This is a genomic window from Haloferax sp. S2CR25 (assembly GCF_031624535.1).
Lineage (GTDB): Archaea > Halobacteriota > Halobacteria > Halobacteriales > Haloferacaceae > Haloferax > Haloferax massiliensis.
In genome coordinates this window covers 911,518-936,441 of record NZ_JAMQOO010000001.1, presented here as the reverse complement: position 1 = coordinate 936,441, position 24,924 = coordinate 911,518, and the positions used below count along the sequence as shown (strand labels likewise).

The 24,924-nt window shown below is 69.1% G+C and carries 28 protein-coding genes; 15 read left to right on the top strand and 13 right to left on the bottom strand.

Going from position 1 to position 24,924, the window contains the following annotated elements; all coding sequences use genetic code 11:
- Positions 1-81: 81 nt before the first annotated feature.
- Positions 82-570 (bottom strand): DoxX family protein, encoded by a 489-nt coding sequence (locus NDI65_RS04915; protein ID WP_089778989.1) that lies wholly within the window; start codon positions 568-570, stop codon positions 82-84.
- Between the two features lie 430 nt (positions 571-1,000).
- On the opposite strand from NDI65_RS04915, the gene NDI65_RS04910 reads away from it, so the two are divergent.
- On the top strand, positions 1,001-1,783 hold the full coding sequence (locus NDI65_RS04910; protein ID WP_310893435.1) for a luciferase: 783 nt from the start codon (positions 1,001-1,003) through the stop codon (positions 1,781-1,783).
- A gap of 261 nt (positions 1,784-2,044) precedes the next feature.
- The gene (locus NDI65_RS04905) at positions 2,045-3,211 is read left to right on the top strand and encodes an FAD-binding oxidoreductase (RefSeq protein WP_089778987.1); all 1,167 of its coding nucleotides are present in this window, start codon (positions 2,045-2,047) and stop codon (positions 3,209-3,211) included.
- 45 nt (positions 3,212-3,256) lie between these two features.
- Here NDI65_RS04905 and NDI65_RS04900 read toward each other — a convergent pair whose 3' ends face one another.
- Positions 3,257-3,742 (bottom strand): Hsp20 family protein, encoded by a 486-nt coding sequence (locus NDI65_RS04900; RefSeq protein WP_089778986.1) that lies wholly within the window; start codon positions 3,740-3,742, stop codon positions 3,257-3,259.
- Positions 3,739-3,897, bottom strand: coding sequence for a hypothetical protein (locus NDI65_RS04895; protein ID WP_167344130.1), 159 nt, complete (start codon positions 3,895-3,897; stop codon positions 3,739-3,741). The genes NDI65_RS04900 and NDI65_RS04895 overlap by 4 nt, the downstream gene beginning before the upstream one ends.
- 120 nt (positions 3,898-4,017) lie before the next feature.
- On the opposite strand from NDI65_RS04895, the gene NDI65_RS04890 reads away from it, so the two are divergent.
- Entirely contained in the window at positions 4,018-5,715 is a 1,698-nt protein-coding gene (locus NDI65_RS04890; protein ID WP_089778984.1) for a radical SAM protein, read from the top strand.
- Positions 5,716-5,891: 176 nt separating this feature from the next.
- On the opposite strand, the gene NDI65_RS04885 is transcribed toward NDI65_RS04890, so the two are convergent.
- From NDI65_RS04885 to NDI65_RS04865, 5 genes are all read right to left on the bottom strand, one after another.
- Positions 5,892-6,296 carry a TRAM domain-containing protein gene (locus NDI65_RS04885; RefSeq protein WP_089778982.1) on the bottom strand — a complete coding sequence of 135 codons (405 nt, stop codon included), beginning with the start codon at positions 6,294-6,296 and terminating at the stop codon, positions 5,892-5,894.
- Positions 6,297-6,360: 64 nt separating this feature from the next.
- On the bottom strand, positions 6,361-7,056 hold the full coding sequence (locus NDI65_RS04880) for a YkgJ family cysteine cluster protein (protein WP_089778980.1): 696 nt from the start codon (positions 7,054-7,056) through the stop codon (positions 6,361-6,363).
- A 96-nt stretch (positions 7,057-7,152) separates the two neighbouring features.
- Entirely contained in the window at positions 7,153-7,935 is a 783-nt protein-coding gene (locus NDI65_RS04875) for an MBL fold metallo-hydrolase (RefSeq protein WP_089778978.1), read from the bottom strand.
- A gap of 112 nt (positions 7,936-8,047) precedes the next feature.
- Positions 8,048-8,320 (bottom strand): winged helix-turn-helix domain-containing protein, encoded by a 273-nt coding sequence (locus NDI65_RS04870; protein ID WP_004971253.1) that lies wholly within the window; start codon positions 8,318-8,320, stop codon positions 8,048-8,050.
- 121 nt (positions 8,321-8,441) lie between these two features.
- Positions 8,442-8,603, bottom strand: a complete 162-nt coding sequence (locus NDI65_RS04865; RefSeq protein WP_167344129.1) for a hypothetical protein — start codon at positions 8,601-8,603, stop codon at positions 8,442-8,444.
- Positions 8,604-8,717: 114 nt separating this feature from the next.
- Between NDI65_RS04865 and NDI65_RS04860 the strand changes: the two genes are divergently transcribed.
- Together NDI65_RS04860 and NDI65_RS04855 are read left to right on the top strand one after the other, a co-directional pair.
- Positions 8,718-9,473 carry a class I SAM-dependent methyltransferase gene (locus NDI65_RS04860; RefSeq protein WP_167344128.1) on the top strand — a complete coding sequence of 252 codons (756 nt, stop codon included), beginning with the start codon at positions 8,718-8,720 and terminating at the stop codon, positions 9,471-9,473.
- A gap of 70 nt (positions 9,474-9,543) precedes the next feature.
- Positions 9,544-10,446: a glycosyltransferase gene (locus NDI65_RS04855; protein ID WP_089778974.1), complete on the top strand. Its 903-nt coding sequence runs from the start codon at positions 9,544-9,546 to the stop codon at positions 10,444-10,446.
- A 6-nt stretch (positions 10,447-10,452) separates the two neighbouring features.
- Here NDI65_RS04855 and NDI65_RS04850 read toward each other — a convergent pair whose 3' ends face one another.
- On the bottom strand, positions 10,453-11,277 hold the full coding sequence (locus tag NDI65_RS04850; RefSeq protein WP_148413043.1) for an amidohydrolase family protein: 825 nt from the start codon (positions 11,275-11,277) through the stop codon (positions 10,453-10,455).
- Positions 11,278-11,451: 174 nt separating this feature from the next.
- Here NDI65_RS04850 and NDI65_RS04845 point away from each other — a divergent pair, with 174 nt between their 5' ends.
- The 4 genes from NDI65_RS04845 to NDI65_RS04830 all read left to right on the top strand — a co-directional run bounded on the left by NDI65_RS04845 (position 11,452) and on the right by NDI65_RS04830 (position 15,666).
- The gene (locus tag NDI65_RS04845) at positions 11,452-12,102 is read left to right on the top strand and encodes a helix-turn-helix domain-containing protein (protein WP_089778970.1); all 651 of its coding nucleotides are present in this window, start codon (positions 11,452-11,454) and stop codon (positions 12,100-12,102) included.
- 54 nt (positions 12,103-12,156) lie between these two features.
- Entirely contained in the window at positions 12,157-12,438 is a 282-nt protein-coding gene (locus NDI65_RS04840; protein WP_089778968.1) for a HalOD1 output domain-containing protein, read from the top strand.
- A 174-nt stretch (positions 12,439-12,612) separates the two neighbouring features.
- Positions 12,613-14,175 (top strand): thermosome subunit alpha, encoded by a 1,563-nt coding sequence (gene thsA / locus NDI65_RS04835; RefSeq protein ID WP_089778966.1) that lies wholly within the window; start codon positions 12,613-12,615, stop codon positions 14,173-14,175.
- Between the two features lie 171 nt (positions 14,176-14,346).
- The gene (locus NDI65_RS04830; RefSeq protein ID WP_089778964.1) at positions 14,347-15,666 is read left to right on the top strand and encodes an APC family permease; all 1,320 of its coding nucleotides are present in this window, start codon (positions 14,347-14,349) and stop codon (positions 15,664-15,666) included.
- A gap of 34 nt (positions 15,667-15,700) precedes the next feature.
- Here NDI65_RS04830 and NDI65_RS04825 read toward each other — a convergent pair whose 3' ends face one another.
- Genes NDI65_RS04825 through NDI65_RS04815 form a run of 3 tightly spaced genes read right to left on the bottom strand, consistent with a single transcriptional unit; the run spans position 15,701 to position 17,716 of the window.
- Positions 15,701-16,375, bottom strand: coding sequence for a trimeric intracellular cation channel family protein (locus NDI65_RS04825; RefSeq protein ID WP_193310936.1), 675 nt, complete (start codon positions 16,373-16,375; stop codon positions 15,701-15,703).
- The gene (locus NDI65_RS04820; protein ID WP_089778962.1) at positions 16,375-17,163 is read right to left on the bottom strand and encodes an SAM-dependent chlorinase/fluorinase; all 789 of its coding nucleotides are present in this window, start codon (positions 17,161-17,163) and stop codon (positions 16,375-16,377) included. The genes NDI65_RS04825 and NDI65_RS04820 overlap by 1 nt, the downstream gene beginning before the upstream one ends.
- A 1-nt stretch (position 17,164) precedes the next feature.
- Positions 17,165-17,716 (bottom strand): nicotinamide-nucleotide adenylyltransferase, encoded by a 552-nt coding sequence (locus NDI65_RS04815; RefSeq protein ID WP_148413050.1) that lies wholly within the window; start codon positions 17,714-17,716, stop codon positions 17,165-17,167.
- Between the two features lie 169 nt (positions 17,717-17,885).
- On the opposite strand from NDI65_RS04815, the gene lonB reads away from it, so the two are divergent.
- From lonB to NDI65_RS04800, 3 genes are all read left to right on the top strand, one after another.
- Positions 17,886-19,970: an ATP-dependent protease LonB gene (gene lonB / locus NDI65_RS04810; protein WP_148413051.1), complete on the top strand. Its 2,085-nt coding sequence runs from the start codon at positions 17,886-17,888 to the stop codon at positions 19,968-19,970.
- A 6-nt stretch (positions 19,971-19,976) separates the two neighbouring features.
- The gene (locus tag NDI65_RS04805) at positions 19,977-20,999 is read left to right on the top strand and encodes a CPBP family glutamic-type intramembrane protease (RefSeq protein WP_310893434.1); all 1,023 of its coding nucleotides are present in this window, start codon (positions 19,977-19,979) and stop codon (positions 20,997-20,999) included.
- A gap of 102 nt (positions 21,000-21,101) precedes the next feature.
- Positions 21,102-21,440, top strand: coding sequence for a hypothetical protein (locus tag NDI65_RS04800; protein ID WP_310893433.1), 339 nt, complete (start codon positions 21,102-21,104; stop codon positions 21,438-21,440).
- Positions 21,441-21,455: 15 nt separating this feature from the next.
- Here NDI65_RS04800 and NDI65_RS04795 read toward each other — a convergent pair whose 3' ends face one another.
- Complete coding sequence (locus tag NDI65_RS04795; protein ID WP_089778954.1) at positions 21,456-21,911, bottom strand: MGMT family protein; 456 nt, start codon at positions 21,909-21,911, stop codon at positions 21,456-21,458.
- Positions 21,912-22,068: 157 nt separating this feature from the next.
- Here NDI65_RS04795 and trpC point away from each other — a divergent pair, with 157 nt between their 5' ends.
- From trpC to trpA, 3 genes are read left to right on the top strand one after another with little or no spacing between them, the layout of a single operon-like run.
- Positions 22,069-22,824, top strand: coding sequence for an indole-3-glycerol phosphate synthase (gene trpC, locus NDI65_RS04790; RefSeq protein WP_089778952.1), 756 nt, complete (start codon positions 22,069-22,071; stop codon positions 22,822-22,824).
- Positions 22,821-24,089, top strand: a complete 1,269-nt coding sequence (gene trpB, locus NDI65_RS04785; protein ID WP_089778950.1) for a tryptophan synthase subunit beta — start codon at positions 22,821-22,823, stop codon at positions 24,087-24,089. Before trpC ends, trpB begins: the two co-directional genes overlap by 4 nt.
- Positions 24,089-24,922, top strand: coding sequence for a tryptophan synthase subunit alpha (gene trpA / locus NDI65_RS04780; protein ID WP_089778948.1), 834 nt, complete (start codon positions 24,089-24,091; stop codon positions 24,920-24,922). The genes trpB and trpA overlap by 1 nt, the downstream gene beginning before the upstream one ends.
- Positions 24,923-24,924: the final 2 nt, after the last annotated feature.

Here is a 24,924-nt window from a genome sequence, read left to right as displayed (position 1 = left end):
TCAGTTCGGAAAAACAAACCGGCGTCAGCGTGTCGTCGCCCCCGCGACAACTCCCTTCCCTTTCTGCCCCCGGGTACCCCCTCAGCCGAGGAGGTACTTGAGCGCGGGGCGCTGTCGGACGAACTCCATCTTCTCGATGATGGCGTCGAGGCCGAGGATGCGGCCCGCCGCGAGCGCGCCGACGATGGCGAACATCATGAGGCCGAACAGGTCGCCGTTGACCACGCCGTGGCCCCAATCGGCGTTCCCGAGGTAGAAGAACACCATCAGGACGCCGCCGAAGAAGGCGGCGAGCCGAACGAGCGCGCCCACGATGAGCCCGAGACCGATGAGGAACTCGCCCCACGGAACCATGAAGTTCGTGAGGTCGAGGAGCCACGGGGTCGCGGCGGCCCACGCGAAGAAGCCCTGCAGCGGCGAGGCTGCGGGGGCGTTCGCGAGGTAGCCCGCGGCGCTGAACGGCTCACCGGTCAGCTTCCCCCACCCGGCGTGGAGGAACCAGTAGCCGGTGATGATGCGGGTCAACACGAGCACGTAGCCCGTGACGCCCCGCGAGTAGTCGAAGTCCATTCTGTTCCCCAGCATCTCGATTTGTGCGTTAGCGGGCATCTCGGTTCACCTTACATCTGAATCGTCGGCCGCGAACCCCATATAACGGCGACGCGATTTCCGAATCCATAGAACTGGGAATGACCGAAAACGGGCGTTTGAGACTGTCACGATTCGTTTTCGAATACTAATCGGGGTTCAGAATTGCGTCCAGAATACAATCGTGTCGGTGCGCGGGTGAACACGGCGGTCTCTCGCGGTGAGACCGACTGGCACGCGATTCGGAGCCGGTCGCGGCCGGGCCGATAGACGGTATATAAACGCCGCCGCGACGAGCCAGCATCGCCGTCATCGACAGGGTTTTGGCCTCCTCCGCGCTACTCGTTCTCACATGGTCGCACAGACGATGGATCGCGTTCCGCGACGGTACTGAAATTTCTGTGGTGATAGCATGCTGACCGCCGAGCGCGCGGTCTCGAAAGCCGGTCTGGACGCAGTCGCCCTCAAGCCCGCCGAGTGCGACGTGCGCGAGGCGCTGTCGGTCCCGCTCGACGTCGTCGCCATCGACTACGAGGGCCGCGAGCGACTCCCCGACGAGGACGTGCTGCGCGAACTCGCGGCCGAAAAAGAGGTTCGCCTGACCACGCCGGTCCGCGCCGACGGCTTCGACCCGCTCGGCGACGACTCGCTGTACGAGTGGCTCCCCGACGGGATTCGGCAGGTGCTCGTGGCCGGTCACGGCGCGTATCTGACCGACGACGAGGCGGGCCGCGCGGTCGCCCCCCGGCTCCGCGCCGCGAGAGAGCGCGCGCCCGACGCGTGGGTCGGCACCGAGGGCATCGAGCGAATCGCCCTCGCCGCCGGCGGCACGCAGTACGAACTCCTCTCGCGGTCGACCCGCCGGGACGTTCGGGCGCTCCGAGCGGCCGGCTTCGACGGCGAGGTCGCGGTTTACGCCCCGACCGCCCTCACCGACGACGACGACGAGATTCTCGACGCCGTCGGCGCGTACGTCTCCCGCCGGCGGCCCGTCGCTCGCGCGCTCCCCGACGACGCCGCGACCGACGCCTCGGCCGAGGGCCGCGCCCGCGAGGTGCTCCTGAAAGCCTCGCGCGACTACGCGCTCATCGGCTCCGCGGCCGACGTGCGCCGACGTGTCGACGACCTCCGCGACGCCGGCATCGACCTCGTGGTCGGCTACCCCGCCCGCGGCGTCGACGAGTTCGCCGAGTAAGTCGGGCGCGCCGCCCGGGATTCTCCGCGTCTCCGAACTGACCGCCGAGCACCGGAGGCCTTTTAGGCGGTCGGCGGAGAGGACAGGTGACGGCACGGTCGGGTGGCTCCTTTCGGACCCACGTGGTTTCCACGCGGGCCACGGCCGGCCGACCTACCCCGTCTCTCAACACATCCAGAGCGACCGCGCCGCGAAGTTCTCGGCCACTCCCACGACCGGCGAGCAACTGCCATTCAAGTCGGTCGCCGACCCAGACGGGGTATGAACGAATCAGCGCGCGTCGCGGTCGTCGGCGCGGGCGCGGTCGGCCTGACGACCGCCTTCGACCTCGCCGAGCGCGGGGCGCGGGTCACGCTGTTCGAGCGCGACGCGCCCGGCGGCGGGGCGACGGGCCGCGCCGCCGGCATCTGTTACGACGCCTACGCGGAGGACATCGACGTGGCCGTCGCCGACCGCGCGATGGCCCGGTTTCGGAGCCTCTCGGGCGACGGCGGGTTCGCCTTCCACGAGACGCCCTACGTCTTCCTCGCGCGCGAGGGCGACGACGCGGCGGCCGCGGCGCTCGAAGGGGCGGTCGAGCGAATGCGCGTCCACGACCGCGCGGTGTCGCTCGTCGCGCCCGACGAACTGGCCGGCCGGTTCCCGGTTCGGACCGACGACGTGCTCCTCGCGGGCGTCGCCGAGAACGCCGGCTGGACCGACCCCGCGGCCTACGTGGACCTGTTCGTCGAGAAGTGCGAGTCCGCGGGCGTCGAGTTCCGGGTCGGCGACGCGGTGTCACTCCGGGCGGACCCGCCGGGCGTCGCCGTCGACGACGTAGTGACCGCCCGCTTCGACGCCGTCGTCGTCGCGGCCGGCGTCCACTCGCGCCGCCTGCTCGCCGACGCGGGCCACCCCATCGCGCTCAGACCCTACCGGGCGCAGGCGCTCGTCGCCGACTGCGACTACCGCGGGCCGACCGTCTACGACGCGACAGAGGAGTCGTACCTCCGGCCGCACCCCGCGGGCGTCCTCGCGGGCGACGGCGTCGAACCGGTCGAACCCGACCCCGACGACTGGGACCCGACCGCGGACGACTGGTTCGTCGCCGACGCCCTCGACGCGGTTCGACACCGGACGGCGGTCGGCGATATGGGCGAGTCGGAGGCAGACGGGTCGACCGAACCCGAACTCGACCGCGCGTGGGCCGGCCTCTGCGGGGCGACCCCGGACCGGAACCCGCTCGTCGGCGCGGTCGCCGAGGGCGTCTTCGTCGCCGCCGGCTGGCACGGCCACGGCTTCATGTGGGCACCGGCAATCGGCGAGCGACTCGCGGAGGCGGTGCTCGGCGACGGTCAGGAATCGATTCCCGGCGCGTTCGACCCCCGCCGCTTCGACGGCGACGAGGAGTTCGCGGTGGTCGAGGGGATGACGCTCGACGGCGACTAACGAGAAAACGAGGAACGGCGGGCGCGTCGCGCCCAAGACTGCACGTCAGGCGTCTTGGTCGTCCACGTCGCCGAAGTCGACTTCGTCGTCGTCGGACTCGGCGTCGGCGTCCGACTCGTCGTCCTCCTCGGTCACGGCGATGTCGCTCGCGCGCTCGTCCTTGGGAATCCGAATCTGGAGCGTGCCGTTCTTGCCGACCGTGGCGGTCCCCTCGGCGGCCTCGACCGAGGCGTCGGAGGGGATGGTCGCCTTCCCCGAGAGCGTGAGACCGCGGCCGGGGAAGCGCATCTCGTAGCCCTCGTGGAAGTCGCGGAAGCGGTCGATGCGAATCTCGACCTCGCCGTCGAGGAAGCGGACCTGCACGTCCTCGGCGCGAGCGCCGGGCGCGTCGAAGACGACGAGGTAGGCGTCCTCGGATTCGAGCAGGTCGTGGGCCAGCGGCTTGCGCTCCTGCATCTGGCTGACGCCGCGGCCGACCCGTTCGAGGACGGCGTTCGCCGCCGACTCGCCGAACTTCCGCAGGTCGCTCATAGCTGAATCTCCTCCAGCGCGCGGGACTCGCCGCAGTACGGACAGGAGAAGTCCGCCACCGTCACGTCGTCGGGCATATCGTAGGTGTAGTGCATCTCGAACATATCGAGTTCGCAGTCCTCGTTGGCGCACTTGACTTCGAGGGTCGCGGGCATGGCCGTCAGTTACGCTCCCACGCTCATAAACGCGCGGGAGGCGGAAGCGCCCCACGACGCGGCGCGGGGCCGCGAGCGCCGACCGGTTGCGTTTTCCGCGTCGAACCCGAACCGCGACCGATGACCGACCCCGCCGACCTCACCGTGACTATCGTCGACGGGTACGTCGACGAGCCGGCGCACTTCGGCGTGCCGCCGTACATCTCGACGTATCCGAGGTTCACCGCGGGTGCGGTGGTCGACGCGGGCGTCCCCGAGTCCAACGTCGTCTACCACACCATCGACGAACTCCGCGACGACAGACAGAAGTGGCGCGACGTGGCCGACGCCGACCTCATGATTTACATCGGCGGCATGACCGTCCCCGGCAAGTACGTCGGCGGGACGCCCGCCGAGCCAGACGAGGTGCGCGAACTCGCGTGGGTCGCCGAGGGCACCGCCCTGATGGGCGGGCCGATTCGCTTCGGCGTCGGCGACGAGAACGCCGGCGGCCAAGACATGGAGCGCAAGAACCTCGACTACGACTTCGTCGCCAAAGGCGACATCGAGGCGGCCGCCTACGACCTCGTCGACTCCGGCCTCGAAGGCTTCGGCAACCGCATGCGCGACAACGAGGAACTCGACCGCTGGGCCGCCACGGGCGCGTTCGTGGTCGAACAGCACCCGAACCACCCCGACCACCTCATCTGCGAGATGGAGACCTCGCGGGGCTGTGCCTACCGCTGTTCGTTCTGCACCGAACCGCTGTACGGCAACCCCGCGTTCCGCACCGCCGACTCCGTCGTCAAGGAGGTCGAGAACCTCTACGACCGCGGCGCGCGGCACTTCCGACTCGGCCGGCAGGCCGACATCCTCGCGTTCGGCGGCGACGGCGAAGCTCCGAACCCCGACGCGCTCCGCCGGCTCTACGGCGGCATCCGCGAGGTCGCGCCGGACCTCGGCACGCTCCACCTCGACAACGTCAACCCCATCACCATCGTCGGCTGGCCCGAGAAGTCCCGCGAGGCGCTCCGCGTCATCGCCGAGCACAACACGGCGGGCGACACCGCGGCGTTCGGCCTCGAATCCGCCGACCCCGTGGTCCAAGAGGAGAACAACCTCAACGTCTCCGCCGACGAGTGCTTCGAGGCGGTCAAAATCGTCAACGAGGTCGCCGGCTGGCGGCCCGGCGACGACCCCGCGGACGCGCCGACCCACGGTTCCGACGCCGCGAACCGCCTGCCGAAGCTCCTCCCCGGCATCAACCTCCTCCACGGGCTGAAAGGCGAGCGCGAGGAGACGTTCGAGCACAACAAGCGGTTCCTCCACCGCGTCTACGACGAGGGCCTCATGGTCCGCCGCATCAACATCCGGCAGGTGATGGCGTTCGACGGCACCGACATGTCCGACACGGGCGCCGACATCGCCCGCGACCACAAACAGCTGTTCAAGACGTACAAAAAAGAAGTCCGCGAGGAGATCGACCGCCCGATGCTCCGCCGGGTCGCCCCCGCGGGCACGGTCCTCCCGAACGTCCACCTCGAATACCATCAGGACGGCCGGACGTTCGGCCGCCAGCTCGGGACCTACCCGCTTTTGGTCGGGATTCCGGGCGAGCGCGAACTCGGAAAGACAATCGACGTGGCCGTCGTCGACCACGGCTACCGCTCCGTCACCGGCGTTCCCTACCCGCTCGACTTCAACGAGGCGTCGATGGACGAACTCACCGCCATCCCCGGCATCGGCCGGTCGACCGCCGGCGACATCGTGGTGAATCGCCCCTACGCCGACGCGGCCGACGTGGGCGTCGATGCCGACGTGACGAAGTACGTTCAGTAGGCGTCTCGAAACTCGAAACCTGATTCTTCACGTGCAACTACGCTCTCCCTGCGCTCCCGACTCGACCGGCGCGTTCACTCGCAAGCGTGGTGCGTCGTTCACTTGCAGTCGTGGTCTGTCGACCGCGGGAGAACTGTCGGTGAGGCGGACGGCGTCGAACCGAGAAAACAGCGCCGTCAGAAGTCGTCTTCGACGACTTCGCCGACGGCGAAGTTAGACTTGACTTCGGTGATTTCGACTTTCACGCGCTCGCCGACTTCGGTGCCGGGTACGATGATGACGTAGCCGCGCTCGACGCGGGCGATGCCGTCGCCCTGCTTGCCGATGTCCTCGATTTCGACGTAGCGGAGTTCGCCGGCTTCGACGGGCGGTTGCGGTTCGTTCGTGGGCGTCGGCCCGGCGTTCGATTCGGACTCGGCGGGTTCGTTCGACTCGCGGGAGATGAGCGCGACGCGGTAGGTCTCGCCGGGTTCGACGGTCCCGGTCTCGACTTCGCGGCGCGGAATTTCGACGACGTAACGGTCGTCCTCGGTGCGAACGTCAGCATTGAACAGACACAGGAGTTTATCTGAGATTTCCACCGTAAGACCTCCAATATGTGGTCAGGCCGGAGTGTTAAAGATGTACCGCAGTCAGCGGATTCGACTACTGAACCCGCGTCCCGTCGGGCCGTTTCGCGCCCTCCGAGTCGTGAACGACGACCTCGCCCGGGCCGGTCTCGACCGGTTCGTAGGCCTCGGTGACGCCCCGCGCCTCGCGTAGCTCTCGAATCGCCCGCTCTTTCAGCGCCCGCGCCAGTTCCTCCGCGTCCTCCCGGGAGATGTCCCGCCCGAGGCCCTCGCACTCGTGTGCGCGGACGACGCCCTCCTCGTCGACGGCCTCGCCCATCGGCTGGCTCGTCCCGCCGAGGGCGACGCTGAACGGGTAGGTCTCGCAGATGAGCGGGCGGTCCTCGTGGACCTGACAGGCACCCTGTCCCGACCCGTCTTCCTCGTAGAACCGGCAGTCGCCGCAGGCGGTCGTCTGGAGCGCCCACTCGAACGTCTCGCCCTCGGGGCCGTCGTCGCCCTCGACGAGGCCGTAGGGCATCGGGCGGGCCACGTCGCGCCACTCCGTCGGGGGTCCCGACTCGCCGTCCGAGTCGCCTCCGGCGGCGTCCTGCAGGGCGCGCACCTCGTCCGGAAAGACGGTCGCGGTGTGCGGCTCGGGGCCGTCGTCGGCCTCGTAGCCCTTGCAACAGGCCCCGCATCGCGTGCACTCGAAGCCGATGGACTCGATGGCGTCGGCGAGTTCCGACACGTCGAGGTCGCGGGCGCGGGCCAGTTCGGCGTCGAGGTCCATACCCGCGATGCGGGCGCGAGCCCAAAGAGGGGCGCGGTTTTTCGCGGGAGCGCGGCCCCCGACCACCCGCGAATCCGGACGCCGGCGACGCGCGCCCTATCGCGGTTCGACCCGCTCGGCCTCGGGGTCCCACCGGACCCGCCGCTCGGCGGCGAGTTTCTCGATGTGCGCGACGACCGTCGCGCGGGCGAGGTCGCGCACGGCGGAGACGTCCTTGTCGTAGGCGGCGTCGGTCACGGCGTCCGGGGTCGCGTTCCCGGCCAGCACCGCGTCGAGGACGGCCCGCTCGCGGTCGTTTCGGTGCGCGACGAGTCGCGCGAGCGTCGCCCGCGTGTCGGTAATTTCGGGGCCGTGACCGGGAAGCAGTCGCTCGGGACCGCGCGCGTGGAGTCGCCTGAGAGCGACGAGGTAGGCGCGCACGTCGCCCTCGGGCGCGCCCACGACGACGCTCCCCTCAGCCACCGCGAGGTCGCCGCAGAGCACGTCGTCGCCGGCGACGAAGCTCACGTGGTCGCGGGCGTGCCCCGGCGTGTCGAGCACGTTGACGCCCGCACCGACGGGGACGGTCGACCCCTCGGCGAACGTCCGATCGGGTTCGACCCCTGCCGCCGCCGCGAAGGCGCGCTCGCGGCCGCGGCGACACCAGACCGTCGCGTCGGTCTCGCGGGCGTAGGCGGCGACCGCGCCGACGTGGTCCGCGTGGGTGTGGGTGACCGCGAGGTGGTCGACGCCCTCGCGCGCGACGAGATCGTCGAGGTCGTCGGTGCGGGCCGCGGGGTCGACGAGCAGGCTGTCGCCGTCGTCGGCGACGAGGTAGGCGTTCGTCGCGCCGGTCGGCGCGCGGGTGGCGACGGGAACGGAGACGCGCGTGACGTGCATGGCGGCGGCTACGCTCGCCGATTAGTTAGGTAGTTCGAGAGAAGTGGTGGCTTGGTCTGCGGGAGTGCGCCCCCGCGGGCGTGTTCTGTCGCGCTATCGCGGGACCGCGCGCTTACGTGTTGAGGAAGTAGACCTGCTTTCGCGCGTCCTTGAAGGAGTAACGCGAGCCGACGAGGTCAGACTCTTCGAGACGGTTGAGCGCGTAGCGGACGGTGCGGTCCGGCAGCAGCGATTCCTCGGCGAGTTGGCCCTGCGAGAGGGGCGCGTCGCTTTCGAGGACTTTCGCGACGAGCTTCGCGCTCGGGGGAAGCTCGCGGAGGCGCTCTCGGAACTCGGCTTCCGAGAGCAGGTCTTCAGTATCTGGCTCTGCAGAGGTGGTGCTCATACCCGTCACAGTCGGTTGCTCCGTGTTAAGAGTTAGCTACAAGTGTGTGAAAAGAATCCAGACACATAATACACATATTAATATTCCGCGTTTGTTCGAAAATCGGCCGCGGGTAGCCGGCTCACTCCGCGTTTCGTCTCGTATCGACCGCGGGAGTGCCGAGTCGATAGCTTCCCAGCGGCGCGTGACAGTCCGGACAGTGGACGACGAGCCACCCCTCGCTGACGTGCCGTGTTAACGCGTCGGCCTCGCAGGTCGCGCCGCAGTTTTTACATGTTGGCATATGACATGATACGCGCTCAGCGGACGAAAAGCTCACTCCCACCGGTCGCCGGACCCCGCTACCGCACCGCGTATCCAGTACCGTTTTAGGGTCCCCCCCGCGAGTATGCGTAGCGTGAAAGGAAAGGAGTGGTACCAGGCCGACGAGGTCGCCCAGGAGTACGACTCGAAGCGGTTCTCCAAGGGCGGTCGCCTCATCGACCGGCGAGAGAAGGAGGCGGTCCTCGCGGCGCTCGGCCCCGTCGAGGACAAGAACATCCTCGAAATCGCCTGCGGGACCGGCCGGTTCACCGTGATGCTCGCCCAGGAGGGGGCGAACGTCGTCGGACTGGACATCTCGCGGGCGATGATGGTACAGGGGCGGGAGAAGGCCCGCAGGGCGGGCGTCGCCGACCGCATCGAGTTCCTCCGCGGCGACGCGGCGCGGCTGCCGTTCCCGGACGACCACTTCGACGCGGTGTTCGCGATGCGCTTTTTCCACCTCGCGGACACCCCGGCGAAGTTCCTCGCCGAGATGGCCCGCGTCTCGAAACGGCAGGTGTTCTTCGACACCTTCAACGACGGGAGCCTCCGGGTGGCCTACAACTGGCTGCTCCCGATGGGGTCGCGGCTCTACTCGGAAGGCGACGTGCGGCGACTGCTCGGCGACGCGGGACTCGACCTCGCGGGCGCGAACCACGACTTCGTCATCCCGTTCGGCTTCTACCGGAAGGTCCCCAACGGAATCGCACAGCCGTTCCGTTCGCTCGACCTCGCCGTCGGCGACTCGCCGCTCGGCGACGACCTCGCATCGGTGTCGTACTGGGACGCGCGGGTCGAGTCCGCCGACGAGCCGTCCCGACCGGCGACGCGGGCGAGCGACGCCGAGTGAGGCGTTCTCACGGCAGATTTTAACACGGCTCTCGATTCACATTTAAGTACGTCCACCGCAACTGTCGGGTATGGACCTCTCGGTTGTGCTCCCGACGCTCAACGGTCGGGACCGGCTCGCCACCAGCCTCGACGCGCTGGCCGAGCACGCCCCCGACGCGGAAGTCGTCGTCGTCAACGGTCCCTCCGCCGACGGCACGACCGGGATGGTGAGAGAGCGCGACGACGTGGACGTGCTGGTCGAAATCTCCGACCGCAACCTCAACGTCGCCCGCAACGCCGGCCTCGAAGTCGCCGACGGCGACGTGGTCGCACTCCTTCGATACGACCTCTCCGTCGAGTCGTCGTGGCTGTCGGCGCTCGAAGCCGGCATCGCCGACGCCGACGTGGTCACCGGGCCGATGCACCAGACGCTCCGCAACGGCATGACGACCGAGTCCCCCGAACGAAGCGCTATCAGCGGCCGCACGGTGACGTACTTCAACGGCGGGAACGTCGCGTTCCGCCGCGGGGCCATCGACGCCCTCGACGGCTTCGACGAGTACCTCCAGACGGGCGGCGCGCGCGACGCGGCCCACCGCCTCGCCGGCTTCGACCGCTCCGTCGCGTGGGCGCCCGAGATGTGCGTCCGCCGCGAGTTCGAGGCCGACGGCGGCGTCTCCGAGCGCGACTGGGGCTGGAAGTACCGCTCTCTGACCTATCGACTCGTGAAGAACTACGGCGTCAGACCGGGGACCGTCACGCGGACGGCGAAACACGCGATTTCGGACGGCGTCGACGCCGCCCTCGGCGTCGCGAAAGGAGAGGTGACGCCCTCGGGGTGGGCCGGAACCGGCCGCGACGTGGTCGGCGGCATCGCCACGGGCGTCTCCGACGGGTTGGTCGCCCGCGCCCGAGACCGGACCCGCACGCGGAACCCCCACGGTCGGTCGAAGCGCGCCGACCGCGCCGTCGCCCGCTACGACTGGCGCTGACTCGCGTTACTGTTCTCCGGGGCCGAGCGCCTCGATGACCCGCGCCGCGTTCTTCGAGAACGCCTTCGCCAGCGCGTCTTCCGACACGTCGAGCGTCAGAATCTCCATGACGCCCACGTTCGGATGGGTCTCGGGCGCGCCGCTGCCGAACAGCACGCGGTCCGGGTGTTCGAGCAGCGCGCGTTCGAGCACGCTCCGGTAGCGGACGAAACTCGTGTCGAGATAGAGGTCGTCGTGGTCGTCGAGGAGGTCGATGGCCTCGTCCATCAGCCCGCGGTCGAGCGGGAAGCCGCCGAAACTCGACAGGATGACCGGGAACCGACCGAGCAGCGACTCGGCGACGGCGCTCGGTTTGAAGACCCGTCCGCCCTCGACGAAGACGGGAAGCCCCACGTCTTCCAGCATCGCGAGCGTCTCGTCGTCGGGGAGTCCGTCGACCGCCGGCGCGAGCGAAAAGCCGTGGAAGCGGTCGTCGTAGGCGTACTGCTCGATGTCGTCGGGGTCGGCGTGGTGGTCCGCCCGCGACGACCTGAAGTTCCGGAGTCGCGCCGAGGCCCGGCCGCTCGGGTCGCGCGGGCCGTTGATGCGAGCGAACGCCAGAAACGGGCGGTCGACGCTCATCCGCGCGACCGCGTTGTTCGGGCGGAGGTAGCTCCCCTCGACCCGCTGTGCGCCCGGCGAGACGACGGCGCGGACGACGCCCGCCTGATGCAGTTCGCGCTCCAGTCGCTCGGGGCTTATCTCCCGCCCGCGCGTCGCGACCGATCGCTCGTCTGGGTCGAGACGGGCGTTCACGTCCACGACCCTGAACCCGTGTTCCAACTCCAGCATTGTGGTGTCACTCTCCGGTGGCCGCCAAATAGGTTGTAGAATCCGCCGCGGTCGTTTCACCGAGCTCACAGTACCGGGTCGTTCGTTCGCCGACGCGTGACGTTCATTCTTTCACGACAGTGCTGAGAGTGCCTGAAACGCAACTTTTTGACCTGCTATTGCCATCGTTCACGCGTGTGCCTCATCGCCGAGGTCGTCGCGCCGCTGTCCGCGCTCCCGTTCGGTTCCGCGGTCGAGGACCACGACGTGGAGCTCGAACTGGAACGCTCCGTCCCGCCCGCCTCGCGGGCGATGTCGTTCGTCTGGGTTCGCGGTCCCGACGCGGCGTCGTTCGGGGAGGCGGTGCGGTCGCTCCCGGGCGTCGACGACCTCACGCTCGTCGGTTCCGTCTCGGACCGGTCGCTCTACGGCGTCACGTGGGACGTCTCTCAGATTCCGGTCTTCGACGCGTTAGTCGAGCGCGACGCGGTTCTCTTGGAGTGTCTCTCGACCGCCGACTCGTGGTGGCTCAAGCTCCGGGTCTCGTCACACCGCGTGCTGACCGACCTCAGGCGCGAGTGGGCGGCGCACGGCATCGACACCGAGTTCGACCGCATCAGCTCGGTCGCGGCCGAGGAAGAGCCGATGAGCGGGCGGCTGACCGACACGCAGCTCGAAGCCCTGCTTCTCGCGCTCGACCGCGGCTACTTCGACGAGCGTCGGGACACCTCGCTGGACGAACTCGGCGCGGAGCTCGGCATCTCTCGGCAGGCGGTCGCCGCCCGCCTCAAACGCGCCTACCGGACGCTCGCAGAGCGGATTCGAGACGAGCGATCGCCGCGATAGCGGGTTACATAGTCAACCCACACCAATAGGTAGCCGACTACCCATTCGGACTGTATGGACGACCCGCTCGAAGATGGAGCAGGGTCCGTGGTGGTCACCTCGGTCGACCGGTACGACGAGGTGGCGGTCGCCATCGCCTCGGCGGTCGCGACAGCCACGGAACTCAATCCACTCGAACTCCCGCCCCTCTCGGATATCGGCGTCGACCCCGAAGCGCTCGACGTTCTCTTTCGCCTTTCTCACGACCCGTCCCGTCGGTTCTCGTTCAAGTACGCGGGCTATCTCGTCTCGCTGTTCGGCGACGGGACGCTCACCGTCGACACCCTCGACGAGTAGCGACGCGCCCGTCTCGGCGGTGCCTCGCTCGACCGCCGATTCGGGTCGTGGCCGCCTCCTCCGGATTCGAAAAACCGTCGCCCTGTCGTGCGATTTCGTAGCTCACTCCGGGCGAAACGTATTTATAGAACTGCAATCGTTGATAGCGGTTGAGGTTTCAACATGGCTTCACGAATGCAGCAACCGTTATACATTCTCGCAGAGGGGACGAACCGAACGCACGGCCGCTCCGCGCAGGACTCCAACATCCGCGCCGGGAAGGCGGTCGCCGAAGCCGTACGGACCACGCTCGGCCCGCGCGGCATGGACAAGATGCTCGTCGACTCCTCGGGCGAGGTCGTCATCACGAACGACGGCGCGACCATCCTCCAAAAGATGGACATCGAGCACCCCGCCGCGCAGATGATCGTCGAGGTCTCCCAGACCCAAGAGGAGGAAGTCGGCGACGGCACGACCACCGCGGCCGTCCTCACCGGCGAACTCCTCGCGCACGCCGAAGACCTCCTCGACGACGACCTCCACCCGACGGTCATCGTCGAGGGCTACACCGAGGCCGCCCGCATCGCGCAGGACGCCATCGACGAGATGGTCCTCGACGTGGCCCTCGACGACGACCTGCTCCGGAAGGTCGCCGAGTCGTCGATGACCGGCAAAGGCACCGGCGACGTGACCGCCGACGTGCTCGCCAAACACGTCGTCAAGGCGGTCCAGATGGTCCACGGCGACGGCGACGGAACCTTCCACCGCGACGACGTCCGCGTGCTCACCCGCACGGGCGCGTCCTCCTCGGCGACCGAACTCGTCGAGGGCGTCGTCCTCGACAAGGAGCCCGTCAACGAGAACATGCCCCGGTCCGTCGCCGACGCGACCGTCGCGGTCCTCGACATGAAACTCGACGTGCGCAAGAGCGAGGTCGACACCGAGTACAACATCACGTCCGTCGACCAGCTCACCGCGGCCATCGACGCCGAGGACAGCGAACTCCGCGGCTACGCGAAGGCCCTCTCGGACGCCGGCGTCGACGTGGTGTTCTGCACCAAGTCCATCGACGACCGCGTCGCGGGCTTCCTCGCCGACGCGGGCATCCTCGCGTTCAAGAGCGTCAAGAAGTCCGACGCTCGCGCCCTCGCCCGCGCGACCGGCGCGAAGCGCCTCGGCTCGCTTTCCGACCTCGACGAGTCCGACCTCGGCCGCGTCGACTCCGTGAGCATCCGCAGCTTCGGCGACGACGACCTCGCGTTCGTCGAGGGCGGCGCGGCGGCCAAGGCCGTCACGCTGTTCCTCCGCGGCGGCACCGAACACGTCGTCGACGAACTCGAACGAGCCATCGAAGACGCCGTCGACGTGGTCGTCGCCGCGATCGACAAGGGCGGCGTCGTCCCCGGCGCGGGCGCGACCGAAATCGCCATCGCCGACCGCATCCGCTCGGAGGCCGCCGGCATCGAGGGCCGCAAGCAACTGGCCGTCGAGGCGTACGCCGACGCCGTCGAGGCGCTCCCGCGCACCCTCGCCGAGAACACCGGCATGGACCCCATCGACGCGCTCGTCGACCTCCGCGCCCGCTACGAGAACGAGGGCATCGCCGGCATCATCTCCTCGGGCCGCACCGGCGAAATCGGCGACCCCGTCGAACTCGGCGTCATCGACCCCGTCGCGGTCAAGCGCGAAGCCATCGAGTCCGCGACCGAGGCCGCGACGATGATCGTCCGCATCGACGACGTCATCGCCGCCAAGTAACCGAGCCGCCCGCAGAACACACTCCCCACCGGCGGTGCGTCCCGCCGCCGGGCCACTTCGTGTCGCTTTTCGCGGTTTTGTTCTCGTAGTCGCTCCAGAGCCGCGCCGCCGAGGGATTCCTATCACGCGGGCCGCTACGTTCTTCCGTGGCGAGCGCCGAACTATCACCCAATGTCCGACGAAGTCGGGCTTCCGGAAGCCGTGTCGATGGCGATTGGAGGGATGGTCGGCGGCGGTATCTTCGCCGTGCTCGGCGTCGTCGCCGGCGCGGCCGGGACGCTCGCGTGGGCGGCGTTCGTCGTCGCCGGCGTCCTCGCGGCCTGCGCCGGCTACTCGCTGCTCCGACTGAACGGGCTGTGCGAGTCGCCGCGGTCGCCCGTCGGCTACGTCGAGCGGTTCACCGACGACAACACCACGCTCGCGGGCGTCGTGGGTTGGACGTTCGTCTTCGGCTACGTCGGGACGATGGCGATGTACGCCTACGCCTTCGGCGGTTACTTCGTCGAACTCACCGGCGTCTCGACGGTCGCCTCGGTCTCGATACAGCCGTTCGTCTCCGCGCTCACCGTCGCCGCGTTCGTGAGCCTCAACGTCTTCGGGGCGCACGCCTCGGGGCGGGCCGAAGACCTGCTTGTCGGCCTCAAGGTCGCCATCCTGCTCGTGTTCGGCGTCGGCGGCGTCGCCTACGGCGTGACCCACGGCGGCCTCGGCTTCGGCCTGTCGAACCTCGGCATCGGCCCGCTCGTCGCCGCCGCCGTCTCCTTCGTCGCCTTCGAGGGCTGGGAGCTTCTGCTGTTCGACCAGGAGAACATCGCCGACCCCCGCGAGACCGTCAGAAAAGCGGTTTACATCTCCATCGCGGGCGCGACCGGCCTGTACATCCTCGTCGCGCTCGTCACGACCAACCTCGCCGGCATCGACGCCATCCAGCAACACGCAGAGACCGCGCTCGCGGTCGCGGCCCGGCCGTTTCTCGGGCAGGCCGGGTTCGTCCTCATCTCGGTCGCGGCGCTGTTCTCGACCGGGAGCGCCATCAACGCCACGCTGTTCAGCTCCGCGCGGCTCTCGAAGCGCCTCGTCGCCGACGACCTGCTCCCGAGTCGCCTCCGCGACGAGTCCGCCGACGAGCCGATTCGCCCGCTCGTGACGCTCGGCGCGCTCGCGGCCGGGTTCGCCTTCCTCGGGAGCCTCGACGCCATCAGTTCGTTCGCGTCGCTCGCGTTCATCTGCATCTTCGGCGGCCTCTCGTTCCTCGCGTTCCGAGAGCGCGAGGACCTCGAAACCGCCGTGATTCCCGCCGTCGGGACCGTCGGCGGAATTAGCTCGGCGGCCGCGCTCCTGTGGCACCTGTTCGACGCCGAGCGCGGGACGTTCTGGACGGTCCTCGCGCTCGCGGTGGTCGTCGTCGGCGTCGAGGTGCTCTACTTCGAGCGCGAGGCCATCGCGGACGAGGTCCGCTCGGCCGAGCGGCGCGTCGAAAACGAGCTGTAGGGGTTCCGCTCTCGGCGCTCTCCCCGCCTCGGCCTCAGACTCGCGGGAGCCGCCAGTCGTAGCGGAGCGCGAGCACCCGCACCGAGAAGACGACCGCGGCGCACAGCCCCGAGGGGACGCCGGTCGGCGCGCCGACCGCGCGGGCGGCGAGGAAGGCGAGACCGCCGACGACCGCGGGCGTCGCGTAGAAGTCGTCGCGGAGGACGACCGGCACGCGCCCGATGAGGATGTCGGCGATTGAGCCGCCGCCGACGGCCGTGATGGTGGCGAGGATGACGACGCCGAACGACGTGACGCCGGCGTCGACGCCGACGAGCGCGCCGGTCGCCGCGAACGCCGACAGCCCGACCGCGTCAGTCGTCAGGAACGCCGGGTGGTCGCGCACGCGGCCCTCTATCGAGTGGATGAGGACGATGGCGACGCCGACGCCGACGAGCGCGACGCTCATGTCTCCCGTCCCCGCCAGCGACGCGGGCAGTCGGTCCACGAGCACGTCGCGGGTCGTCCCGCCGCCGAGGGCGGTCACGATGCCGAGCACCGAGACGCCGAACACGTCGAGGCCGGCCTCGGCGGCCTTGAGCGCGCCGGCGACCGCGAACGCGAGGAGGCCGACGACGTTCATCACCGCGAAGGGGTCGATGTCGGGGACGGCGACGGCGGCGGGAGCGGCGGCGAAGGCGAAAACGGGGGCGGAGACGAGGACGCCCATCAGTCGACCCGGAGTTCGACGCGGTCGCCGGGCGCGAGGCCGAACGCCTCGTCGCCGCGGCCGCGGTTCACGTCGCACTCGACGTTGCCGTGACTGCCGACGGTGAGCAGTTTCGCGCCGCGGGGGACGGCCTCGAAGGTGCGACCGACCGGCACCGACTCGCCGTTCACGGTCGCGCGGTCGCCGGCCGCCTCGCGGACGAACGCGCCCGGTACGTTGGTGATGCAGTTGCCGAAGTCGTCGACGACGAGCACCTCGCCGGTCGCCTCGCGGCCGTCGGCCGAGACGGTCGCCTCGGGGAAGCGGCGCTCGGCGAGCGAGTCGACGGGAACCGGCTCGAAGCGGTCGACCGACTCCAGCGCCGACGCGCCCGCGACGTGGGCGTCGGCGGCCGCGGGCGCGAACACGTCCCGACCGTGGAAGGTCGTCGACGCGGGGTTCGGAACGTCGATTTCGTAGGCTTCGACGGGCGCGTCGTCGGCGAGTTCGGAGGCGACGCGTCGCGCCGGCGGGCGGAGGACGCCGTTGTCGGGGCCGACGAAGACGTGGTCACCGACCCGGAGGACGACCGCGCGGCGGTCGGTGCCGACGCCGGGGTCGACCACGACGAGGTGGACCGCCGGCGGGAAGTACGGAAGCGTCTCGCGGAGCCAGAAGGCGGCCGCGCGAACGTCCTGTCGCGGGAGGTCGTGGGCCACGTCCACGAGTCGCGCGTCGGTCCGCGAGAGGACGACGCCCTTCATCGCGGCCGGGTACGCGAGCCCGAAGTCGGACGCGAGGGTAATCATCTCAACAGGGGTTGGGGTCGCGGTCCTCTCCGTCGGCGACGCGCTCTGCCCCGTCGGTGGCCGTGACGCGCTGGAGGCGCTCGATACCGTCGATTTCGCGGACCACGTCGGCCACCTCGTCGGGGACGAGCGACTCCCAGTCGCGGTCCTCTATCATGCGCTGGCGGACCTCCGTGCCCTCCAGCACCTCGCGGTTGAACATGGGCGATTGGTGGACCTCGACGCCCGCCTCCTTGAACAGTTGGATGACGAGCGGGTTGTTGGAGTACGCCACCTCGAACGCGGGGGACATCGACTGGACGTGGCTGACCCACACCGAGTTGCGGTCGAGGTCCTCGATGGGGACGGCGTAGGTCGTGATGTCGAAGTCGGTGACGGCCTTGTTGACCATCATGATTCGCTCGCCCGCGGTGAAAGGGTTCCGCGGCGAGTGCGAGTCGCCCGCGGACCCGATACCGAGGACGAGTTCGTCGACCTCGGCGGCAATCTCTTCGACCATTCGATGGTGGCCGTTGTGGTACGGCTGGAAGCGACCGATGTAGAACCCCCGCATGCGTCGGGCGTTGGTCCGGATCACTTATAAATACGCCGAGTTACGAAAATTCCGGTATTCCAGTGGTAGGGCGGTCGAAACGCGAGGTTACGGCAAGGTACGCCGGACGCATCCGGGGAGAAAGTATATCAGTCGCAGGGCCCACGTTAGAAGTAGCGACGACAGTTCTATGAGCAACGATACGAACACCGACGACAGCCTCCACGAGCGGGAGGATTCACCCGACGACGCGCCCTCCGACGAGGGCGTCGACGACGGGGGGACGCTCCAGCACGACGAGGCCGAAGAGGTCGACAAGAGGACGATCGACGACCTCGGGAGCGATGTCGAAATCGACGCCGACGTGGCCGAGAACGTGGACGAAGACGACCTCCTCGGTGGTCTCCAGATAGAGACGACCGACGAGATTCCCGTCCCGGACCGCCTCGTCGACCAAGTTATCGGGCAGGAGCACGCCCGCGACGTCATCATGAAGGCGGCCAAACAGCGCCGCCACGTCATGATGATCGGCTCCCCGGGGACGGGGAAGTCGATGCTCGCCAAGGCGATGTCCGAGCTTCTCCCCCGCGAGGAGCTCCAGGACGTGCTCGTCTACCACAACCCCGACGACGGCAATCGCCCCAAGGTCCGCACGGTCCCCGCGGGCAAAGGTGACCAGATCGTCGAGGCGCACAAAGAAGAGGCACGCAAGCGCAACCAGATGCGCTCGTTCCTCATGTGGATCATCATCGCGGTCGTGCTGGGCTACTCGCTCATCATCGCCCGGCAGGTGCTGCTCGGCATCCTCGCCGCGGGTATCATCTATCTCGCGTTCCGCTACGGCTCGCGCGGCGGCGACGCGATGATTCCGAACCTCATCGTGAACAACGCCGACCAGAAGTCCGCGCCGTTCCAGGACGCGACGGGCGCCCACGCGGGTGCGCTCCTCGGCGACGTCCGCCACGACCCGTTCCAGTCCGGCGGCATGGAGACGCCCAGCCACGACCGCGTCGAACCCGGCGCGATTCACAAGTCGAACAAGGGCGTCCTGTTCATCGACGAGATAAACACCCTCGACGTGCGCAGCCAGCAGCACCTGATGACGGCCATTCAGGAGGGCGAGTTCTCCATCACGGGCCAGTCCGAGCGCTCCTCGGGCGCGATGGTCCAGACCGAACCCGTCCCGACGGACTTCATCATGATCGCCGCGGGTAACCTCGACGCGATGGAGAACATGCACCCCGCGCTCCGCTCCCGTATCAAGGGATACGGGTACGAGGTGTACATGGACGACACCATCCAGGACACGCCCGAGATGCGCCGCAAGTACGCGCGCTTCGTGGCCCAGGAGGTCACCAACGACGGGCGGCTCCCGCACTTCACCGAGCAGGCGGTCGAGGAGATCATCCTCGAAGCCCGTCGCCGCGCCGGCCGCAAGGGCCACCTCACCCTCGAATTCCGTAACCTCGGCGGCCTCGTCCGCGTCGCGGGCGACATCGCTCGCGGCGAGAACGCCGAGCTGACCACCCGCGACCACGTGCTGCAGGCCAAGCGCCGCGCGCGCTCCATCGAGCAGCAGATCGCGGACCAGTACATCGAGCGCCGCAAGGACTACGAGCTGTCGGTCAACGACGGCTTCGTCACCGGCCGCGTCAACGGCCTCGCCGTCATGGGCGAGGACTCGGGCATCATGCTCCCCGTGATGGCCGAAGTCACGCCCTCGCAGGGCCCCGGTCAGGTCATCGCGACCGGCCAGCTCAAGGAGATGGCCGAAGAGTCCGTCCAGAACGTCTCGGCCATCATCAAGAAGTTCTCCAACCAGGACCTCTCGGAGATGGACGTGCACGTGCAGTTCGTCCAGACCGGCCAGCAGGGCGTCGACGGCGACTCCGCGTCCATCACGGTCGCCACCGCCGTCATCTCCGCGCTGGAGGACATCCCCATCGACCAGTCGGTCGCCATGACCGGCTCGCTGTCGGTGCGCGGCGACGTGCTCCCGGTCGGCGGCGTCACCCACAAGATCGAAGCCGCCGCCAAGGCCGGCTGTTCGACGGTCATCATCCCCGCCGCCAACGAGCAGGACGTGATGATCGAAGACGAGTACAAGGAGATGGTCGACATCATCCCCGTCTCGCACATCAGCGAAGTCCTCGACGTCGCCCTCGAAGGCGAACCCGAGAAGGACTCGCTCGTGGACCGCCTCAAGAGCATCACCGGCTCCGCCCTCAACAAGGGCCAGGGCGTCAAAGGGCCCTCCAGCCCCAGCCCGCAGTAACACCGGATGACCGACTGGGCGGCGTTCGCGGGCTTCACCGGCCTCGTCCTCGCCGTCTTACTCTCTCTCGCACACTTTTCTCGCGGCGTCCCGCACGCTGAGGGGACCGGCTCCGACTCCGATTCCGACGCGCCCGGCGCTCCCGATACTGACGCCGAGTCCGACGCCGATTTCGACTCCCGAGCGACTGCCGTGGCCGCCCCCGAATCGCCCCCCGCCGAACCGGCCGAGGCCGACGGGTCAGCCGACCCCGACACCGTCTCGCTGGCCTCCTTCTCGGGCGATTCGACCGACGCGTCCCCGCGGCCCGAGTCGCCGACGCTCGCGGATGGAGACGTTGGGGACGACGCTCACGCTGACGTCACCACCGCTTCCGAGTCCGACCGGACACCCCCCGGCGTCACCGCGGCCCCCGTCTCGGCCGTCTCGGAGCGCTCCGCGTCCGCCGGGGACCTCCCGCCGCACCTCCTGCTCGCCAACGTCGCGCTCTCGCAGGCGTTCCTCGGCGGCTTCCTCGGTCTCGGCGCGTGGTACGCCGGCGTGCCGGCCGCGGCGCTCGGCCTCTCCGTCACCGCCCTCCCGACGAAACTCGCCGTCGGCGTCGGACTCGGTATCGCGCTCTACGGGGCCAACCGAGTCGGCTCGTCGGTCAGCGAGCGGTTCGGCATCGCGCCCGACGAGGCGGTCCGCGAGTCGCTGACGCCGCGGACCCCCGCGGGCTGGGTGTTCCTGTTCGCGGTCGCGCTTCCCCTCATCGCCGGCTTCGAGGAACTGCTGTTTCGCGGTGCGCTCGTGGGAGCGGTCGCCGCCGGCTTCGACGTGTCGCCGTGGCTCATGGCGGCCGTGTCGTCGGCCGCCTTCGGCGCGGGCCACGGCGCGCAGGGTCGGCTCGGCATCGTCGTCACCGGCCTCCTCGGGTTCGTCCTCGCGGCGGCGTTCGTCCTCACGGGGAGCCTGCTGGTCGTGGTCGTCGCCCACTACCTCGTGAACGCGCTGGAGTTCGCGGGCCACGAGCTGTTCGGCTGGTAGCGGCGTCTCGCCGCGTCGGCGTCGGCGACGACCGCCGAATCGCTCGCCGTCGCGGCCCCGTGTCGGGGATGCGTTCAAGTGTCCGCATCACGCGTAGCCGGTATGGACATCGACACGCGGCAGTTGACGCAGGCGGGGCTCATCGGCTATCTGGCGCTCGTCGTCGCGGCGTTCGCCACGGGGAACCCGACGCTCCGACTCGCGGCCGACGCCGCATTCGGGCTGACGGCGGTGCTCCTCGGCGTCGTTACGCTCCGAATTCCCATCGAGAGCCGGCTCAAATACGTCGCCGGCGGCGGCTTCGTCCTCGCGGGCCTCTCGCAGTTCGCCGAGCTCGCGACCGGCGTCCAGTCGGTCGGACTCGCCAGCACGCTGTTCCTCCTGGGCGGCCTGCTCGGCTATCTCGCGCTCCGCCGCGAAACCAACGCGACGCCGTTCTGAGGGAGTCCGCAGAAATTAGATTCCTTCCGACTTTCGGAGCGCCTCGACCACGTCGTCGGGGGCGGCGCTCGGGCCGTCTTTCACCCGGTGGTCGGGGACGACGACCGGGACCGGGTTCGCCGCGAGCGCCTCGCGGACGACGCGCTCGGAGTCGTCGTCCTCGGGGTCGAGGCCGGCCATGCGGACGAGCAGGGCCACGTCGACCGTGTCGCCCCGCGGGACGTTCCGCAGGGACTCCAGCACGCTCCGCTGGTCGGTCGGGACGGTCAGGCCGATTGGGACCGACGAGAGGTCCGTCTCGCCCCGGTCGATGGCGGCCAACACGGCGTCGAGGTGTTCGTGGTCCGACTCGGCGTCCGCCGGCAGCGACTCCGGAAACGAGACGTTGATGACCTTTCCGCTGACCACGCCGACCTGCACCGGGCGGCCGAGCGTCGACGATTCGCGCGCGTAGATTCCCGAGACGGGCATACGTTCGGCTCCCGTCGCCGGAGGCTTGACCCTTCCGGCGACGGCGTGGGGGCTCGCACCCTTCGACGACTCGCGCTCGCCCGCGAGCGTGCGGGAGACGGTGAGTGTCCCCGCCGACGCAAGTCTTATGTACAGATACGTGCGTTAGTGTACATTAATGAACGCCAGTGGAGACGAATTAGCTCCCGACGTGCGCGCCATCCTGGAGGCCGCGCGGGAGCGACCCGGCGGGGAGACGCGCGTGTCGGTCGACGCGCGGTCGTTCCCGGAGGCCGTGGCCGAAACTGAGGCCGCGGGGCGGGTTCCCGTCATCGCCGAGGTGAAGCCCACGAGTCCGACGACCGAGGGCGTCCGCGAGGACGACCCGGTCGAACTGGCCCGCGAGATGGTCGCCGGCGGCGCGACGGCGCTGTCGGTCCTCACCGAACCCGAGCACTTCGGCGGCTCCGCCGAGTCGCTTCGGCGCACCCGCGAGGCCGTCGACGTGCCCGTCCTCCGCAAGGACTTCATCATGCACGAGGCCCAACTGGACGTCGTCGAGTCCGACCTCGTGCTCCTCATCGCGCGGTTCGTCGGTGACGACCTTCCGGACCTCGTCGAGGCGGCCCGCGACCGCGGCTTCCAGCCGCTCGTGGAGGTCCACACGCGCGAGGAACTCACGGCGGCGCTCGCGGCCGGAGCCGACATCGTCGGCATCAACAACCGCGACCTCGGGCAACTCGAAGTCGACCTCGGCACGTTCGAGGGACTCGCGCCGGAAGCGCCCGAGGACGTGCTCCTCGTGGCCGAAAGCGGCGTGAAGACGGTCGAAGACGCGCGGCGGATGCGCGAGGCCGGTGCCGACGCCCTCCTCGTCGGGACGGCCATCATGGACGGCGACGTGCGACAGAACACGGAGACACTCACACAATGAGCGCAGACGGCAAATTCGGCGACTACGGCGGACAGTACGTTCCCGAGGCCCTCATGCCGGCAATCGAGGAACTGACCGACGCGTACGAGCGGTACGTCCTCGACAACGAAGACGGCTTCATGGACGACTTCCGCGCGCGACTGCGGGACTTCGGCGGGCGGCCGACGCCCCTCCAGCGCGCGGACCGGCTCTCCGAGCGCTACGACCGCGAGGTGTACCTCAAGCGCGAGGACCTCGTCCACGGCGGCGCGCACAAACTCAACAACGCGCTCGGGCAGGTCCTACTGGCGAAGTACATGGGCAAAGAGCGCATCATCGCCGAGACCGGCGCGGGCCAGCACGGCACCGCCACGGCGATGGCCTGCGCGCACCTCGATATGCCCTGCGAGATTTACATGGGCGAGCGCGACATCAACCGCCAGCGCCCCAACGTCTTCCGGATGAAGCTCAACGGCTCCGAGGTGAACCCCGTCACCGTCGGCCGCGGCACGCTCAAGGAGGCCATCTCCGAGACGATGCGCGACTGGGCGACCAACGTCGAAGACACCCACTACGTCATCGGCTCCGTCGTCGGCCCACATCCCTTCCCGAGCATGGTCCGGGACTTCCAGTCGGTCATCTCCGAGGAGGCCCGCACGCAGGCCAGAGAGAAACTGGGTCGGCTCCCCGACGCCGTCGTCGCCTGCGCGGGCGGCGGCTCGAACACGATGGGCGCGTTCGCCGAGTTCGTCGACGACGAGGAGACCGCGCTCTACGCCGTCGAGGCCGGCGGCTCGACGCTCGAAGTCGACGAGGAAGCCGGCGTCGCGCCCAACTCGGCGTCGCTCACGACCGGCACGGAGGGCATCCTTCACGGCGCTCGCACCCGGCTCCTACAGGACCGCGACGGCCAGATTATGGAGTCGCACTCGGTGTCGTCCGGCCTCGACTACGCCGGCGTCGGCCCCGAGCTCGCGTACCTCGTCGACACCGGTCGCGTCACCGCCGTCAACGTCGACGACGACGAGGCGCTGACCGCGTTCCACCGGCTCTCCCAGATGGAGGGCATCATCCCCGCGCTGGAGTCGGCCCACGCGTTCGGCTACCTCGAATCGGTCGTCGGTCCCGACGCGCCCGACCCCGAGGAAGCGGACGACCTCGGCGAGTACGTCGTGGTCAACGTCTCCGGTCGCGGCGACAAGGACCTCGAATCGGCCATCGAGGAGACCTACGAGCGCGACATCGACATCGCGCCGAACATGGACGAGTTCACGGGGGGCCTGTGATGTCGCTCGAAGACGCCTTCGCCGACGGCCCGGCGTTCGTCCCCTACCTCGCCGCCGGCGACCCGGACTACGAGTCCTCGCTTCAGTACGTCGAGGCGCTCGAACGCGGCGGCGCGGACGTCATCGAACTCGGCCTTCCGTTCTCGGAACCCATCGCCGAGGGGCCGACCATCCAGAACGCGGTGGTCCGGTCGCTCGAAGGCGGCATGACGCCGACTCGGTTCTTCGAGTTCGTCGAGGACCTCGACGTGTCGGTGCCGCTGGTCTGTATGACCTACTACAACCTCATCTACCGCTACGGCGATGAACCCGGTCCGCGGCCGTTCGTCGAGAAGGCGGCCGAGGTCGGCATCGAGGGCTTCGTCGTCCCCGACCTGCCGGCAGAAGAGGCCGACCCACTGCGCGAGGCCTGCGACGAGTTCGGCCTCGACCTCGTCTTCATCGTCGCGCCGACGACCCGCGGCGACCGCCTCGACCGCATCATGGAACGGGTCTCGGGCTACGTCTACGTGCAGGCGCGCCTCGGCACGACGGGCGCGCAGTCGAGCGTCTCCGACCAGACCGGCTCGTCGCTCGAACGACTCGCCGACTACGACGTGCCCAAGGCGGTCGGCTTCGGCATCAGTAGCGGCGACCACGCCGAGCGCATCGTCGCCAGCGGCGCTGACGGTATCATCGTCGGCAGCGCGCTCGTGGACATCGTGGCCGAGGGCCACGAGAACGGCGACGACGCCGAAACGGTCGCCGACCGCCTCGAAACGCTCGCCCGCGAGCTGAAAGACGGCGCGGTCGCAGGCGCGTCGCAACGCCCACCGCATCCGGAACGCACATAACT

Excerpts from the sequence above, each read along its gene's own strand:
- NDI65_RS04915 (WP_089778989.1), bottom strand. The coding sequence starts at position 570 with ATGGACTTCGACTACTCGCGGGGCGTCACGGGCTACGTGCTCGTGTTG.
- NDI65_RS04910 (WP_310893435.1), top strand. The coding sequence starts at position 1,001 with ATGCTGACCGCCGAGCGCGCGGTCTCGAAAGCCGGTCTGGACGCAGTC.
- NDI65_RS04905 (WP_089778987.1), top strand. The coding sequence starts at position 2,045 with ATGAACGAATCAGCGCGCGTCGCGGTCGTCGGCGCGGGCGCGGTCGGC.
- NDI65_RS04900 (WP_089778986.1), bottom strand. The coding sequence starts at position 3,742 with ATGAGCGACCTGCGGAAGTTCGGCGAGTCGGCGGCGAACGCCGTCCTC.
- NDI65_RS04895 (WP_167344130.1), bottom strand. The coding sequence starts at position 3,897 with ATGCCCGCGACCCTCGAAGTCAAGTGCGCCAACGAGGACTGCGAACTC.
- NDI65_RS04890 (WP_089778984.1), top strand. The coding sequence starts at position 4,018 with ATGACCGACCCCGCCGACCTCACCGTGACTATCGTCGACGGGTACGTC.
- NDI65_RS04880 (WP_089778980.1), bottom strand. The coding sequence starts at position 7,056 with ATGGACCTCGACGCCGAACTGGCCCGCGCCCGCGACCTCGACGTGTCG.
- NDI65_RS04875 (WP_089778978.1), bottom strand. The coding sequence starts at position 7,935 with ATGCACGTCACGCGCGTCTCCGTTCCCGTCGCCACCCGCGCGCCGACC.
- NDI65_RS04870 (WP_004971253.1), bottom strand. The coding sequence starts at position 8,320 with ATGAGCACCACCTCTGCAGAGCCAGATACTGAAGACCTGCTCTCGGAA.
- NDI65_RS04865 (WP_167344129.1), bottom strand. The coding sequence starts at position 8,603 with ATGCCAACATGTAAAAACTGCGGCGCGACCTGCGAGGCCGACGCGTTA.
- NDI65_RS04855 (WP_089778974.1), top strand. The coding sequence starts at position 9,544 with ATGGACCTCTCGGTTGTGCTCCCGACGCTCAACGGTCGGGACCGGCTC.
- NDI65_RS04850 (WP_148413043.1), bottom strand. The coding sequence starts at position 11,277 with ATGCTGGAGTTGGAACACGGGTTCAGGGTCGTGGACGTGAACGCCCGT.
- NDI65_RS04840 (WP_089778968.1), top strand. The coding sequence starts at position 12,157 with ATGGACGACCCGCTCGAAGATGGAGCAGGGTCCGTGGTGGTCACCTCG.
- thsA (WP_089778966.1), top strand. The coding sequence starts at position 12,613 with ATGCAGCAACCGTTATACATTCTCGCAGAGGGGACGAACCGAACGCAC.
- NDI65_RS04830 (WP_089778964.1), top strand. The coding sequence starts at position 14,347 with ATGTCCGACGAAGTCGGGCTTCCGGAAGCCGTGTCGATGGCGATTGGA.
- NDI65_RS04825 (WP_193310936.1), bottom strand. The coding sequence starts at position 16,375 with ATGGGCGTCCTCGTCTCCGCCCCCGTTTTCGCCTTCGCCGCCGCTCCC.
- NDI65_RS04820 (WP_089778962.1), bottom strand. The coding sequence starts at position 17,163 with ATGATTACCCTCGCGTCCGACTTCGGGCTCGCGTACCCGGCCGCGATG.
- NDI65_RS04815 (WP_148413050.1), bottom strand. The coding sequence starts at position 17,716 with ATGCGGGGGTTCTACATCGGTCGCTTCCAGCCGTACCACAACGGCCAC.
- lonB (WP_148413051.1), top strand. The coding sequence starts at position 17,886 with ATGAGCAACGATACGAACACCGACGACAGCCTCCACGAGCGGGAGGAT.
- NDI65_RS04805 (WP_310893434.1), top strand. The coding sequence starts at position 19,977 with ATGACCGACTGGGCGGCGTTCGCGGGCTTCACCGGCCTCGTCCTCGCC.
- NDI65_RS04800 (WP_310893433.1), top strand. The coding sequence starts at position 21,102 with ATGGACATCGACACGCGGCAGTTGACGCAGGCGGGGCTCATCGGCTAT.
- NDI65_RS04795 (WP_089778954.1), bottom strand. The coding sequence starts at position 21,911 with ATGCCCGTCTCGGGAATCTACGCGCGCGAATCGTCGACGCTCGGCCGC.
- trpC (WP_089778952.1), top strand. The coding sequence starts at position 22,069 with ATGAACGCCAGTGGAGACGAATTAGCTCCCGACGTGCGCGCCATCCTG.
- trpB (WP_089778950.1), top strand. The coding sequence starts at position 22,821 with ATGAGCGCAGACGGCAAATTCGGCGACTACGGCGGACAGTACGTTCCC.
- trpA (WP_089778948.1), top strand. The coding sequence starts at position 24,089 with ATGTCGCTCGAAGACGCCTTCGCCGACGGCCCGGCGTTCGTCCCCTAC.